13 protein-coding genes are annotated in these 15260 nt (G+C 41.6%); 9 read left to right on the plus strand and 4 right to left on the minus strand.

Annotation, left to right across the window (positions count from 1 at the left end; genetic code table 11):
• Positions 1-92: 92 nt before the first annotated feature.
• From purL to DXZ23_RS12620, 3 genes are all read left to right on the plus strand, one after another.
• Positions 93-3986 carry a phosphoribosylformylglycinamidine synthase gene (gene purL, locus DXZ23_RS12610; RefSeq protein WP_017805286.1) on the plus strand — a complete coding sequence of 1298 codons (3894 nt, stop codon included), beginning with the start codon at positions 93-95 and terminating at the stop codon, positions 3984-3986.
• Positions 3987-4133: 147 nt separating this feature from the next.
• Positions 4134-4670, plus strand: coding sequence for an NADPH-dependent FMN reductase (locus DXZ23_RS12615; RefSeq protein ID WP_017805285.1), 537 nt, complete (start codon positions 4134-4136; stop codon positions 4668-4670).
• A gap of 29 nt (positions 4671-4699) precedes the next feature.
• Positions 4700-5596, plus strand: a complete 897-nt coding sequence (locus DXZ23_RS12620; protein WP_017805284.1) for a pirin family protein — start codon at positions 4700-4702, stop codon at positions 5594-5596.
• A 120-nt stretch (positions 5597-5716) separates the two neighbouring features.
• On the opposite strand, the gene iolG is transcribed toward DXZ23_RS12620, so the two are convergent.
• The 3 genes from iolG to iolD are packed head-to-tail and all read right to left on the minus strand — an operon-like array spanning position 5717 to position 9591.
• Positions 5717-6724 carry an inositol 2-dehydrogenase gene (gene iolG, locus DXZ23_RS12625; protein WP_017805283.1) on the minus strand — a complete coding sequence of 336 codons (1008 nt, stop codon included), beginning with the start codon at positions 6722-6724 and terminating at the stop codon, positions 5717-5719.
• 1 nt (position 6725) lies between these two features.
• On the minus strand, positions 6726-7622 hold the full coding sequence (gene iolE, locus DXZ23_RS12630; RefSeq protein ID WP_017805282.1) for a myo-inosose-2 dehydratase: 897 nt from the start codon (positions 7620-7622) through the stop codon (positions 6726-6728).
• A 28-nt stretch (positions 7623-7650) separates the two neighbouring features.
• A complete protein-coding gene (iolD, locus tag DXZ23_RS12635; RefSeq protein WP_017805281.1) occupies positions 7651-9591 on the minus strand; it encodes a 3D-(3,5/4)-trihydroxycyclohexane-1,2-dione acylhydrolase (decyclizing) in 1941 nt (646 codons plus the stop codon).
• Positions 9592-9911: 320 nt separating this feature from the next.
• On the opposite strand from iolD, the gene DXZ23_RS12640 reads away from it, so the two are divergent.
• From DXZ23_RS12640 to def, 3 genes are all read left to right on the plus strand, one after another.
• On the plus strand, positions 9912-10409 hold the full coding sequence (locus tag DXZ23_RS12640) for a hypothetical protein (protein WP_051185293.1): 498 nt from the start codon (positions 9912-9914) through the stop codon (positions 10407-10409).
• Positions 10410-10421: 12 nt separating this feature from the next.
• Entirely contained in the window at positions 10422-10904 is a 483-nt protein-coding gene (locus tag DXZ23_RS12645) for a DUF5384 family protein (RefSeq protein ID WP_017805279.1), read from the plus strand.
• A gap of 360 nt (positions 10905-11264) precedes the next feature.
• Positions 11265-11771, plus strand: coding sequence for a peptide deformylase (gene def / locus DXZ23_RS12650; protein ID WP_017805278.1), 507 nt, complete (start codon positions 11265-11267; stop codon positions 11769-11771).
• 250 nt (positions 11772-12021) lie between these two features.
• Here def and plsY read toward each other — a convergent pair whose 3' ends face one another.
• Positions 12022-12624, minus strand: coding sequence for a glycerol-3-phosphate 1-O-acyltransferase PlsY (plsY, locus tag DXZ23_RS12655; RefSeq protein WP_017805277.1), 603 nt, complete (start codon positions 12622-12624; stop codon positions 12022-12024).
• Positions 12625-12722: 98 nt separating this feature from the next.
• Between plsY and folB the strand changes: the two genes are divergently transcribed.
• The 3 genes from folB to DXZ23_RS12670 all read left to right on the plus strand — a co-directional run bounded on the left by folB (position 12723) and on the right by DXZ23_RS12670 (position 15127).
• Positions 12723-13079: a dihydroneopterin aldolase gene (gene folB / locus DXZ23_RS12660; RefSeq protein ID WP_017805276.1), complete on the plus strand. Its 357-nt coding sequence runs from the start codon at positions 12723-12725 to the stop codon at positions 13077-13079.
• Positions 13076-13969, plus strand: a complete 894-nt coding sequence (locus DXZ23_RS12665; RefSeq protein ID WP_017805275.1) for a DMT family transporter — start codon at positions 13076-13078, stop codon at positions 13967-13969. Before folB ends, DXZ23_RS12665 begins: the two co-directional genes overlap by 4 nt.
• A gap of 189 nt (positions 13970-14158) precedes the next feature.
• Positions 14159-15127: an asparaginase gene (locus DXZ23_RS12670; RefSeq protein ID WP_021723837.1), complete on the plus strand. Its 969-nt coding sequence runs from the start codon at positions 14159-14161 to the stop codon at positions 15125-15127.
• The last annotated feature ends 133 nt before the right edge of the window (positions 15128-15260 follow it).

Consider the following 15260-nt stretch of genomic DNA (forward strand, 5'->3'; position numbering starts at 1 on the left):
AAGACATTGAACACTTACGCAAACGTTTTCGTTTTAATAAAAATTCCTTTATAATAACCCCGTTTTCATTAATCTAACCAATGGTAAAGTCTATGTTGCAGATTTTTCGTGGCTCACCAGCCCTTTCTCCCTTCCGTTTAAATCAACTTTCTCTTCGCTTCCAACAAGCTCAGCTTCCCGTTAAATCCTGTTATGCCGAATATGTGCATTTTGCCGAGCTAAGCGAAGCGCTGAATGCTCTTGAAGAGCAAGAATTAACCCAGTTATTGCATTATGGACCAACCTTGGCACAACACGAACCGCAAGGTGAATGTTTTATCGTGATTCCACGTGTAGGCACGATTTCTTCTTGGTCATCAAAAGCCACGGACATTGCACACAACTGCGGTTTAGACAAAGTGCTGCGTTTAGAGCGAGGTCTAGCCTTTTATTTTGAATTATCCCGCGAACTCAGCCCGCAAGAGCAATCGGCACTTACAAGCCATATTTACGATCGAATGATGGAAACGGTGATCCGCACGCCACAAGAAGCAGAAATCTTATTCCAACATCAAGCCCCGAAAGCCTTTACCCGAGTAGATATTTTAAACGGCGGTCGCCAAGCCCTAGAACAAGCCAATGTGGAATTGGGTTTAGCGTTGGCAGAAGATGAAATTGATTATTTGCTGGAAAATTTCACCGCACTTGGACGTAATCCAACGGATGTGGAACTCTATATGTTTGCCCAAGCCAACTCTGAGCATTGTCGCCACAAAATTTTTAATGCAGATTGGATCATTGACGGCGAAAAACAAGAAAAATCCCTGTTCAAAATGATCAAAAATACCTTTGAAAAAACGCCTGATTATGTGCTTTCTGCTTATAAAGATAACGCAGCGGTAATGGAAGGTTCAAAGGTTGGACGCTTTTTCCCTGATCAAGATGGACAATATCGCTATCATAACGAAGATGCGCATATTCTAATGAAAGTGGAAACGCACAACCACCCAACCGCCATTTCCCCTTTCCCAGGGGCTGCCACAGGTTCAGGCGGGGAAATCCGTGATGAAGGGGCAACAGGGCGAGGGGCAAAACCGAAAGCGGGTTTGGTGGGCTTTTCCGTTTCTAACTTGCTGATTCCTGATTTTGAGCAACCTTGGGAAAATCCATTATCTAAGCCAAACCGTATCGCTTCAGCCCTAGATATTATGCTTGAAGCCCCATTAGGCGGTGCGGCATTTAATAATGAATTTGGTCGCCCAGCCTTGCTTGGTTATTTCCGTACTTATGAAGAAAAAGTGAACAGTTTCAATGGTGAAGAAGTGCGTGGCTATCACAAGCCTATTATGCTAGCAGGCGGAATTGGGAATATCCGTGCCGAACACGTGCAAAAAGGGGAAATCCCTGTGGGGGCGAAATTGATCGTGCTTGGCGGCCCTGCGATGAACATCGGTTTAGGCGGTGGGGCGGCTTCTTCAATGACATCAGGCAAATCCAAAGAGGATCTTGATTTTGCCTCCGTGCAACGTGATAACCCTGAAATGGAACGCCGTTGCCAAGAAGTTATCGATCGCTGTTGGCAAATGGGCGATGACAACCCGATTTTATTTATCCACGATGTGGGGGCTGGTGGGCTTTCTAATGCAATGCCTGAACTAGTACACGACGGCGGACGTGGCGGACGCTTTGAGTTGCGTGATATTTTATGTGATGAAAAAGGAATGTCGCCGTTGGAAATTTGGTGTAACGAATCGCAAGAACGCTATGTACTGGCTGTTGCACCAGATAAATTAGCCTTATTTGAGCAACTTTGTCAGCGTGAACGTGCGCCATTTGCCATAATCGGTGAAGCCACAGAACAAGAACATCTCACCTTGCACGATGATCATTTTGCCAACGATCCTATCGATCTGCCAATGAATGTGTTATTAGGAAAAACACCAAAAATGACCCGCGATGTGGCATCAGCACAAGTGAATAATCCTGCCGTAGATCAATCTCAAATTCAGCTCAAAGAAGCGTTATACCGTGTTTTACGCCTGCCTGTGGTGGCTGAAAAAACCTTCTTAATCACCATTGGCGATCGTTCCGTAACGGGAATGGTGGCACGGGATCAAATGGTTGGCCCGTGGCAAATCCCCGTAGCGGATTGTGCGGTTACTACCACCTCTTTAGACAGCTATCACGGCGAAGCAATGGCAATGGGCGAGCGTGCACCTGTGGCATTGTTAGATTTCGCTGCCTCCGCACGCTTAGCAGTTGCGGAAAGCCTAACCAATATTGCTGCCACAAACATTGGCGATATTAAACGCATCAAACTTTCTGCAAACTGGATGTCTGCCGCAGGGCATAATGGTGAAGACGCCGGGCTATATGAAGCGGTCAAAGCCGTTGGTGAAGAGCTTTGCCCGCAGTTAGGTTTAACCATTCCTGTGGGGAAAGATTCGATGTCGATGAAAACCACTTGGCAGGAAAATGGCGAGCAAAAATCCGTTACTGCCCCACTTTCTTTGGTGATCAGTGCTTTTGCTCGAGTGGAAGATGTTCGCAAAACCGTAACCCCACAGCTTCGCACCGATAAAGGCAGCAGCCGTTTATTATTGATTGATTTAGGTGAGGGCAAAAATCGCTTAGGTGCAACGGCATTGGCACAGGTTTATAAACAATTAGGTGATAAACCCGCAGATGTAGTGAATGTGGAAAGTCTGAAAGGCTTCTTCAATGCAATGCAACAACTGGTGAATGAACAAAAATTGCTCGCCTACCACGACCGATCCGATGGTGGCTTAATCATCACCCTTGCCGAAATGGCATTTGCGGGGCATTGCGGATTATTGGTGGACATCAGTGCCTTAGGCGATAACGATCTTGCCGTGCTGTTTAATGAAGAACTTGGTGCTGTGATCCAAGTGAAAGAAAGCGATCTCAACGCTGTTCGCCATATTTTTGAACAAAATAGCGTGCTACCGCTGTTGAAAGAACTCGGCACAGTAAGCCAAGACGACCAATTTGAAATCACCCGTGGCACAAAAGTGGTATTAAAAGAAGCCCGTTCTGAATTGCGTGGCATTTGGGCTGAGCTAACGCACAAAATGCAAGCCTTACGCGATAACCCAGAATGTGCCGATCAAGAGTTTGCTGCGAAGAAAAATCCAAATGATAAAGGCTTCTCCGTGTCTTTAACTTATGATGTCAATGAAGACATTGCCGCCCCTTACATTGCTAAAGGCGTGCGACCTCGCATTGCTATTTTACGCGAGCAAGGGGTGAACAGCCATTATGAAATGGCGGCCGCCTTTGACCGCGCAGGTTTTGATGCCATTGATGTGCATATGAGTGATTTACAACAGCAACGCCATCACTTAAAAGACTTCCAAGCCCTTGTTGCTTGTGGTGGTTTCTCTTATGGTGATGTGCTAGGTGCTGGCGGCGGCTGGGCAAAATCTATCCTATTTAACACCGCACTTCGTGATCAATTTGCCACCTTCTTTGAGCGTGAAAACCCCCTTGCCTTAGGGGTATGTAATGGTTGTCAAATGTTAGCGAATTTGGCTGAAATTATCCCGGGAACAGAAGCCTGGCCACGTTTTGTGCGTAACCAATCAGAACGTTTTGAAGCACGCACAGCGATGGTTCGCATCAATGATACAGCGTCTTTATGGTTTGACGGAATGGCAGGATCTCATATGCCAATCGCGGTTTCGCACGGAGAGGGGCGGATCGAATTTAAAAACGATCACCAGCTTGAGCAACTCCGCCAACAAAATTTGATCATCGCTCAATATATCGACAATGATCTCAAGCCAACCACCCAATACCCAGCCAACCCAAACGGTTCAGTGGACGGCATCACCGCTCTTGCTAACCGCAACGGACGTGTTGCTATTATGATGCCACACCCTGAGCGTGTTTACCGTGCAGTTTCCAATTCGTGGTACCCCGATGATTGGACAGAAGACGGTGCGTGGATGCGATTGTTTAGAAATGCAAGGGTGGCACTGAAATAATCATACTTAGGAAAAACAAAGTGCGGTGATTTTTCACCGCATTTTTTCTGATCGAGAAAAAGATCATTTCTAAAATGCCGATTGTTTGGGATTTCGTGGGGATTTATAATTGGCTGAAATTTCCCCTAACATTTTGAGGTATAAATAATGAACATTGCACTGATTATCGGCAGTTTAAGCAAAAAATCCATTAACCGCAGCGTAGCCAATTATATTGTTTCACAATTTCCTGCAGACGTAAAAGTAACCGAAGTCCGCATTGATGATTTGCCTCTTTATACCCAAGATCGCGATCAGGTGAACGTACCAGAATATGATCGCGTGCGTGAGCAAATCAAAAATGCCGATGCTGTGCTAATCGTTAGCCCAGAGCATAACCGTGCAATGCCTGCCGCCATCAAAAATATCATTGATATTGCTTCTCGTCCTTACGGTCAAAATTTATGGCTGGGCAAGAAAGTGGCGATTGTTACTGCTTCACCGGGGGCTTATGGTGGAATTAATTCTGGCTTGCAAATTCGCCAAAGTTTACAAAGTATTGGTGCGAATGTACTGACAACCGCAGAAGTCTTTTTAAGCAAAGCCAATCAAGCATTGAATGAACAAGGGGAAGTAGCTGATGAACGCACTGCGGGTTTCTTAAGTAAGTTTGCACAAACTTTTATTCAATGGGCGAAAGCATAAAGCAACGAATTAAAGCATAAGGAGAAAAAATGAGCGTAGATAAATTAAATGCGATTACTAAAGATGTAGGCGGAATTCCTGTCGCACGCTTGCTACCACAAGCGGGTAAACGCACCATTGGCGCGTGGTGTTTTCTTGACCACGCAGGACCATCAGAATTTACTGACGATAATGAAGGATTGCAAGTTGGGGCACATCCACATTGTAATTTGCAGACATTTACTTGGATGTTAGAAGGCGAAGTGTGGCACCAAGACAGCCTTGGTTATCGTCAATTAATTAAGCCAAAACAAGTAAATTTAATGACCGCTGGCACAGGCAATCAGCGTGGTATTAGCCATACAGAACAAACTCCAGAAGGCGTGCATCACCTTCACGCAGTACAGCTTTGGATTGCACTCCCAATGGATCAAGAGATTGAACCAAATTTTCAACATTATCCTAAATTACCTGAATGGCAAGAAAATGGCGTGAATTACATTTTAACCACAGGTAGCTATCAAGGTAGAACCGCACCAACTCAGCAATATAGTCCGTTAGTTGGCGTAGATATTCAATTTCAACAAGCACAAACGATCAACATAGAACAACAGCCAAACTTTGAATATGGCGTACTAGTACTGAAAGGTGAAGTAGAAATTGAAGGACTAGTTTACCAACAAGATCAACTGGTTAGCCTAACGGATTGTCAAGCTCACGAATTCAAAATTAAAGGTGAAGCAGGCAGCCATATTATGTTGTTAGGCGGAGAGCCGTTAGCACATAAAACCTTAGTGTGGTGGAATTTTGTGGCAGACAGTCAAGAGGCATTACGTCAAGCTGTAGCAGATTGGAATAATGGGCATTCTCGCTTTGGACATATTGATCTGGAAGGTACAAGGCTTCATCGCCTCGTTGCTCCAGAAATTCCTGCGAGATTAATTTAATCAAGCATATTTATTTCACAATATAAGGCACCAATCATGAAAGGTTTAGCTTTGGAGCTAAACCTTGATAGTAAGATGAAACAAACCTATGATAGAACATCTAACACTAATTAAAAATAGTTAAATTTCGCTAAGCTTAACAGGTCGTTTCTCGTCTAAGGATTTCTTCGCTGCAATCGCAATAAGTACAGGTTGTAAGCCATCATTGCCATTCACTAAAGTTGGCTTATCATTTACGACTGCATCAACGAAGCACGCCATTTCATCAGCAAAAGATTGCATATAGCGTTCTAAGAAGAAATATTTTGGTTTTTCTGCAATAACGCCCGCTTCACAGGAATAAATTGCGGTAGAATCGGTATCATTACGGGTTTGTACCGCCCCTTTTGAACCAAAAACTTCAGCACGTTGATCATAACCATAAACGGCTTTACAGCTATTATCAATCACCCCAATCGCACCGTTTGCTAATTTTAGGGTAATCACAGCGGTATCAATATCACCCGCCTCACCAATGGCAGGATCAACTAATACGCCACCCACCGCATAGACTTCGGTAACTTCACTGCCTGAAAGATAGCGGATCATATCAAAATCGTGAATGGTCATATCAAAGAACATTCCGCCTGAAACTTTCACATAGTCAATCGGCGGTGCGGCGGGATCTCTTGAGGTAACACGAATCAAATGTGGCTCACCAATATCACCGGCTACGACACGTTGTTTGATCGCTTTAAAATTATGATCAAAACGGCGGTTGAAGCCCACTTGGAATTTAACCCCTGCTTTTTCGACTTCGGCTAGCACAGTTTTAATTCGATCAACATTCGCATCAATCGGTTTTTCACAGAAAATATGCTTCCCTGCTTGTGCTGCCTCAATCGAAATTGAGGCGTGAGTATTGGTGGAAGAACAAACGAGTACAGCATCAATTTCAGGATCTTGCAGAATTTTTTGGTAATCATCATAGACATTGGAAATGCCCATTTCTTTTGCCCATTGCTCAAGTTCCTCTGTGACTCGAATATCAGAGATGGCTTTAATCTCCGCCCCTTTCACATATTTTGTGATACTTTCTGAATGCACTCGACCAATACGACCTGCACCAATAATGCCAACTTTAATCATTTTACACCCCCGCAACCTCTTTAATATATTGACGACCTTTCACAGCATATTCAAATGGATTGGCAATCGCAGGATCTTGTTCTGCCTCAACAACCATCCAACCTTGGTAATTATGCTTATCTAAAATCTCAAAAATCGGTTTGAAATCAATTACGCCATCACCCGGAACGGTAAACGTGCCTTTTTTCACGCCTTCTAAAAAACTCAAATTTTTTGACCGCACTTCTTCCACCACCTCATCTCGCACATCTTTTAAGTGAACGTGAATAATGCGATCGATGTATTTTTCTAGCACCGCCAACATTGCCTGTTGCGACCCTTCGGAATAATACAAATGTCCAGAATCAAACAGCAAATAAACATCATCATTCACCACTTGCATATAACGATCGATTTCTTCTGGCGTTTGAATACCTGTTCCCATATGGTGATGTAAACACACCCGCATACCTTTTTCGGCAGCTAAGTTTGCCAATTCATTATAGCCTTCGGCTAATAATTGCCATTCTTCATCGGTGAAAACGGTTTTTTCCTTAAAGATGGCTTTCGGCTGCCCTTGAATGCTTCGGCTTTGCTCTGAACAACCAATCACTTTTGCCCCCATTGCGTGCAAAAAGTCCCGATGTTTAATAAAATCTTGCAAGGTTTGCTCTTTTTTGCCATCAACAAAAAAGGTACTAAACCACGCATTGCAGATTTCAATGCCACGAACGCTGAGTTTATGTTTCAACAATGCCACATCACGAGGATACTTATTGCCAACCTCATAGCCCGTATAGCCAGCTAATGCCATCTCACTCACGCATTGCTCAAACGTATTCTCAGCCCCTAATTCAGGAAGATCATCATTGGTCCAACCGATAGGGGCAATCCCTAATTTTACATTTTCAGTTTTCATCATTTTTTCCTCATTAAGCAATGAATAATCAATAACGTCTCGCTTCATCAATGTGTTTTACCGCATTTTCATAGGCTTGCTGAACCCATTCTTTTTCTGAAACCTCAGCCACTCCAACGTGCCACCAACTACCGTAAGAATGCACCATTGTTTTTGGCAACACTTTTACATCAATTAAGGTTGAAACAGATTGCTTTTTGGCATCCTCTAACGCCGCAATGAGTTCTTCTTCGTTGGTAACTCGATAGGTTTTACAACCATAAGATGCCGCATTCATCGCAAAATCAACGGGAACAAAATCCCCATTAAGCTGCTGCGTTTCCGCATTTCTAAAACGAAATTCCGTAGCAAAACTGTCCATACCATGTCCAATTTGAAGATTATTAATACAACCGTTGGTCATATTATCAAACAGCACTACATTAATTTTTTTGCGTTCTTGGATTGAGGTAACTAGCTCTGAATGCAACATCATATAAGAGCCATCCCCCAACAGTGCATAAACTTCCCGCTCTGGCTGGGCGAGTTTCACCCCAAGTGCGGCATTCACTTCATAGCCCATACAAGAATAGCCGTATTCTAGGTGATAAGTATTTTCTCCTTTAGATTGCCATACTCGCTGTAAATCCCCCGGCAAGCTGCCTGCAGCACCCACAATCACATCATTTTCACCAAGCTGTTCGTTCAAAATGCCAAGCACTCGGCTTTGGGTTAAGCGTGAATGGGTTAGCTGGATAAATTCATTGAAAACCGCTTCACGATTTAAGCGGTCGTCCACTTCGGGAACGAAATCCTTTTCCGTATAAGAAAGGTGATAAAGACGCTCCCGCTCTGCTTCAAACTGTTGTTTTACCTGTGTAATTTGTTCTCCCCACGCAGTTTGATAATGGGTCGAAGATAAAAGTGCGGTCAGATTTTCTAAGGTTTTTTTCGCGTCGGCGGTAATTTGTACGCCATCTAATTTATAGGCATCAAAACGCGAAACATTAATATTGAGATAGTTCACCTCTGGGTGCTGAAAAATCCATTTCGAGGAGGTGGTGAAATCCGTATATCTTGTGCCAATGCCGATAATTAGGTCAGCTTCTTTGGCGAGTAAATTGGCACTCAAACAGCCCGTTTCACCCACGCCACCCACATTCAAATAATGAGAAGAAAGCACCGCACTTTTTCCTGCCTGCGTTTCCGCAAACGGAATATGATAACGTTCCGCAAAGGCTTTGAGTTGCTCTGCTGCTTCTGAATAACGCACGCCGCCGCCACAAATAATTAACGGTTTTTTCTTGGATTGAATTAAGGCTAACGCATCTTGTAACATTGCTTCAGTAGGCAAAGTACGTTCAATACGATGAATGCGTTTCTGTAAAAAATATTCAGGAAAATCATAGGCTTCAGCCTGCACATCTTGCGGTAAAGCCAACGTTACTGCTCCCGTTTCCGCAGGATCAGTCAGCACTCGCATTGCATTAATACAAGCGGTCATTAATTGTTCTGGGCGGTTAATGCGATCCCAATATTTACTCACCGCACGGAAAGCATCATTGGTGCTAATACTGAGATCATAAGGTTGTTCAATTTGTTGCAATACGGGATCAGGCTGACGTGTTGCAAATACATCACCGAGCAGTAATAGCAAAGGAATGCGATTTGCCGTTGCGCTTGCCGCAGCTGTAATCATATTAGCCGCCCCGGGTCCGACAGAAGAGGTGCAAGCATAAATCTGTTTTCGTAATTTTTGTTTCGCAAAACCAATCGCAACGTGAGCCATACCTTGCTCATTCCGCCCTTGACGGACGATTAATTCTCCCGCATTTTGTTCAAGTGCTTGACCAAGTCCTAATACATTGCCGTGTCCAAAGATACCGAAGATCCCTTCAATAAACTTCGTAACCTTGCCATCAAATTCTACATATTGATTATCTAGAAATTTTACTAAGGCTTGTGCAACTGTTAGTCGAATTGTCTTCATCTTTCTCTCCTCGTTACCTTAACGCATTGTTTGATGCTATATAATCACATCTTTATTTCAAATAAAATAAAAATGAAAAATAAATTTCATTTTTGTGGCAGAGATCAAATTTTGAAAATATTCTGAGGTAGGAAAGTTAGATATATTATGTAATAAGCAACGACAATGTTCCCACTTTATTACAGACCTAAAATAAAATCGTACATTTATCTCTTACTTAATTGTATATCTCTTATGATACAATAGAGCCCTGAATAGATGCCCGTTTCAAGGTATCTAAATTTAGTTTTTATTTAATTATTCTTATTTTGAGGTACCAAGTGAAAAAATTGTTCATTACACCTTTGGCTATATCCGCTTTACTTACTGGCTGTGCAGTAGATGCAGATTCTTTGGGGGCAGATGTGTATGACACAACTCAGCTAAATAGTCGTCAAGAAGCAAAAACCGTTAAAATTATCGCAGTTCTTCCAGCAAAAGTTGCAGTAGATAACCATAAAAATAAAGAAATTGCAAAAACCGCAGGCTCTCTTTTAGGTGCTGTAGCTGGGGCTGTTGTCGGTTATCAATACAATACAGCTGGTGCGGTTGGTGGTGGTGTCGCTGGAGCTACTTTAGGTGGTGTCTCTGGAGCTATGGTAAAAGATAAAGTCGTCATTGAAGGGGTAAGCTTAACCTATAAACAAGGGACAAAAATTTATACCTCAACTCAAGCCGGTAAAAAATGCCAATTTAAGCCAGGTATTGCATTATTAATTACAACTAAGGCTAATGAAACTCGCATTCAACCAAATGCTGAATGTCCAGTGGAAAAATAGGGAGCTATACAAATGAAAAAAACTATATTAATTTGTAGCGTACTTAGTGCTGGTCTTTTAACGACGAATTTTGTGCAAGCTGATTTAAGTAGTGAATTAGCTACTGTTGCGGCAGCAGAAGCCGAGGGGAAACGTGCCGAAGCAGCAGCAGCGAAGAAAGCTCGAGAGCGGGCAGCAGCAAAAGCTGCAGAAGTTGCTCGTCAAAAAGAACGGGCATATCAAGAGTATCTTAAGGATAAACAGAGAGATCAGGCTTATGAAGATGAAAACCGTAAGTTAGATTTAGAAGAACGCCGTTTAGCCCTTAAACGTCAGCAAAAACGAGTTGAACGTGAAGATGATTTCATTGAACAAGAATTAAAACGTGAAGCCGCAAGAACAGATGTTATTCAATCTGAAGCTGATGCTAATCGCAGTATTTCTAGAGGAGCCGAATCATTAATGAATAAAGAAGGTGAAGCTAGAGTAAAAAAAGAATCAGGTTGGTTTAAATAAACTTTAGTTTATTTTTCTGATCATATGATTGAAATCCTAATAAGGGGTTGTGTAGTACTCTTGAGCTATATTAATCCCTTGTAAGAAAATTGAAATGCTGTAGGGTGGTATTAGTTTAATCCAATACTGCCCTAATTTCATTTAACATTTAAATTTTAAGCCAGGGTTATTAATAATCACCTTATGGTAAATATGTTCCTATAATAATATACCTACCTTATTCAAATTATATTTTCGCAAATAACTCTCTTCGATAAAAATAATGCAACTTTTTTAATTTAAAATACGGGTATTCCTCTTGGTGTTTTTATCTAAAATCGTTACACTATAATTTTAAGTTAATAAAGGAACCATAAATTTATGGCATTACGTGAAATATTAATTTACCCTGATGATCGTCTAAAAATTGTAGCTCAACCAGTAAATACATTTGATCAAGAATTACACCAGCTCATCGATGATATGTTTGAAACGATGTATAAAGAGCAAGGAATTGGGCTTGCTGCAACCCAAGTAAATGTACACCGCCGTGTAATTGTTATTGATATTGAAGGAACAAAAGAAAACCAAATTGTACTGATTAATCCTAAGATCATTGAAAGTTCAGGGGAGACTGGAATTGAAGAAGGGTGTCTATCACTTCCGGGTCTTCGTGGATTTGTTCCTCGAAAAGAAAAACTACGCGTAGAGGCACTAGATAAAAATGGAAAAGCCTTTATTCTTGATGCTGATGATCTGCTTGCTATTTGTATTCAACACGAAATTGACCATTTAAATGGTATTGTTTTTGCTGACTATCTTTCTCCGCTAAAACGTCAAAGAATGAAAGATAAATTGATTAAATTAAAAAAACAACTCGGCAAATAATTCTCCCTTACAGCCCCTTTCAAGGGGCTATATTACAATGGACTACGATAAAACCTTGAAGTTCTCACTTTTTCTCAATGTATGGAGTCTTAACTCATCTCCCTACATATTTTCAATAAAATAAGATAAATAGACTTTCTATGTTTTTGTAGCAACTTGTAATTTCAAAATATTATTTCTCGATCTGAGAGAGCCATATTATGCTTTATTTAAACTTAAACAACGATAATTGCCTTTACAAAGTTTAAATTTAACGTTTTTTCTTTAATTTCTTCCAAATTTTATCTTCCTGCCCTCGCCATAAACGCTGGATATTGTCGTGGTGACGGTAAACGAGCAAACAGCAAACCAAAGCAACGGGGAAAGTAAATTCAGGTTTGTACCACCAGACGTAAAAAGGAATAGTAATCGCGGCGATAACTGCACTGAGAGAGGAATAGCCTGTGAGCAAAAACACCGCAAGCCAAGTACCGAGCATCCAAGCATCTACTCCCCAGCCAATCGGGGCAATTGCACCGAAAGCAGTGGCGACTCCTTTTCCTCCTTTAAATTTAAAGAAAATGGGGAAGATATGCCCTAGACACGCACCTAATGCCACCATTCCAAGTTCAAATTGGGTTAAGCCGAGGTAATATCCCGCCCACACTGGGAGCATTCCTTTTAACACATCTAAAACCAGCACCGCTAACGCTGCCCAACGCCCGCCAATACGCAATACATTGGTTGCACCGGGGTTATGTGAACCCGCATTGCGGGGATCAGGCAAGCCCGCGAGGCGACAAATTAAAATGGCACTGGAAATAGAACCGAGTAAATATGCAAAGAGCATATAAAAAAGGGCGAAAAGGCTCATTTTTACCTACCTGACTGATCAAATGAAAAATTTGTTCGTCTATTGTACATAAACTTGATAGCATAAGCCTAATAGAATTTGACACCAAGAAGGATTTTATGAAGGATCGCATTTTTATTGAAGAACTGGTCGTTTTCGCTCAAATCGGCGTGTATGATTGGGAGCAACAAATCAAACAAAAATTGATTTTTGATGTGGAAATGGCGTGGGATTGTCGTCAAGCCGCCCAAACCGATGATGTTGCCTACTGCCTCAATTATGCGGAAGTGAGCGAATTTATTATCCATTATGTGCAATCTAAACCCTTTTTCCTCATTGAACGTGTAGCGTATGAAGTCGCTGAACAACTTGAACAAAAATATGGGCTAAGCTGGCTCAAAATCAAATTGAGTAAGCCAAAAGCGGTGGCACAAGCACGCAATGTGGGGATTATTGTGGAACGTGGTACAAGATGAACAAACAGCATTATGGCTATTTTTGCCTGATTTTAGCCACCTTATTTTGGGGTGGCAATTATATTTTCGGCAAAATGCTCAGCCGTGAGGTTGATCCCATTGTGCTAACCTATTTACGCTGGTTTCCCGCCGCACTTATTTTGCTGGTTTTATTTGCCAAACGCACGCTCCCTTTCCTTCCCATCATCAAAAAAACCTGGAAAATTCTGACCGCACTTTCTTTACTCGGCATCGTCATCTTTCCGCTGTTTCTTTATCAAGGCTTGCAAAGCACCACTGCCCTGAATGCGAGCATTTATCTTGCGGTTGTGCCGATTGCGGTATTATTGCTTAATCGTCTTGTTTTCGGGGATAAAATTCGCCCTTTAATGCTTGCAGGGGCAGTGGTAAGTTTCTTTGGTGTATTATGTTTATTAAGCCAAGGCGATCCGCAAACCTTACTACAGTTTAATGTGAATAAAGGGGATTTATGGGCGATTGGTTCGGCATTGAGCTGGGCGGTGTATTGCTGCATTATCCGCCTACGCCCAACAGACTTACCCAACGCCGTGATGCTTACTTTGCTTGTTGCCATTGCAATGCTATGCTTTAGCCCTGTTTTTCTATGGAAAGCTTTAACCGCCAGCGAGCCGATTATGAGCCAAATCTCTACGAGCCATTGGGCAATGATTGGCTATTTGGTTATCGGACCGTCAATTTTATCTTACGCCTTTTGGAATTACGGTATAAGCCTTGTGGGCGGCGCGAAAGGTGCGGTTTTCACCAATGTAACGCCGTTATTTGCCGCCCTACTCGGGATCAGCGTTTTAGGTGAAACCCTCTATCCATATCATCTCATCAGCGGCGTATTGATTATCTTGGGTTTGATGATGTGTAATCAACGAAACTAAAAACACTATAACTTAAATGTTTTCCAACCGCTCTTAAAAATCGCTGCTCTAGATAAAAAGTTGAAGTTATGACAGAATACAACCCATTGAGTTTTAGAATTGAAATGATCAATTTTGATGATAGCACAAATGCAATTCCCAAATTAAAATCTTTAAAGCTAGTATTTTTATCTCAAGACCTATAATTATATGAAAAAACTTCTCGTTCTCCACACTGGTGGTACTATTTCAATGCATACCGATAGTAATGGTAAAGTAGCACCAAGTACAGCCAATCCAATGATAAAAGTTTCCTTTGATTTACAAGATATTATGGTGCAATCTGTTGATTTTTTTAACTTACCTAGTCCTCATATGACGGTTGATAATATGTTTACTTTGGGACAAAAAATTAATCAAGACGGCAGAAACTATGATGGTATTGTAATTACTCATGGGACGGATACGCTAGAAGAAACCGCATATTTTTTAGATACAATACAGTTACCTCAGATACCTATTGTTCTTACAGGTGCAATGCGTTCAACCAATGAATTAGGCAGTGATGGTATCTATAATTATCTTTCTGCTTTACGCGTAGCTAGCCACGAGAAAAGTGCTGATAAAGGTATTTTAGTAGTTATGAATGATGAAATTCATGCAGCTAAATACGTTACTAAAACTCATACTACCAACGTTTCCACTTTTCAGACGCCTACTCATGGCCCCTTAGGGATCATTATGAAAAAAGATATTCTCTTTTTTAAAGCAGCTGAACCCCGTCAGCGTTTTATGCTAGATTCGCTAAAAAAAGTGAATGGCAATGTACCCATCATTAAGATTTATGCTGGAATGGATAACTGGTTATTTGAACAATTAGATTTACAACAATTAGATGGAGTGATCATTGAAGCCTTAGGTGCGGGTAATATGCCCCCTAAAGCGATGCAAGGGTTATCGCGTTTAATTAAACAGAATATTCCTATTGCATTAGTTTCACGTTGCTTTAACGGTATTGCAGAACCAGTCTATGGTTACGAAGGCGGAGGGCTAAATTTACAAGAGCAAGGCGTAATGTTCGTGAAAGAGTTGAATGTGCCCAAAGCTCGCCTAAAATTACTGATTGCACTGAATGCAGGTCTGCAAGGTGAGGATCTTAAAACTTATATGGAAGGATAATAACCGTACAATCCACATAACACTTTTTATGAAACCCGATCATAATAGTCCTATATAAATACAATATTATAGAGATAATACAGTAATAATCGTTCTCTACTGTATTATCTAGCTCTTTACTTGTGCCGATGTT

Source organism: Avibacterium paragallinarum, from assembly GCF_900450705.1.
GTDB classification, from domain to species: domain Bacteria; phylum Pseudomonadota; class Gammaproteobacteria; order Enterobacterales; family Pasteurellaceae; genus Avibacterium; species Avibacterium paragallinarum.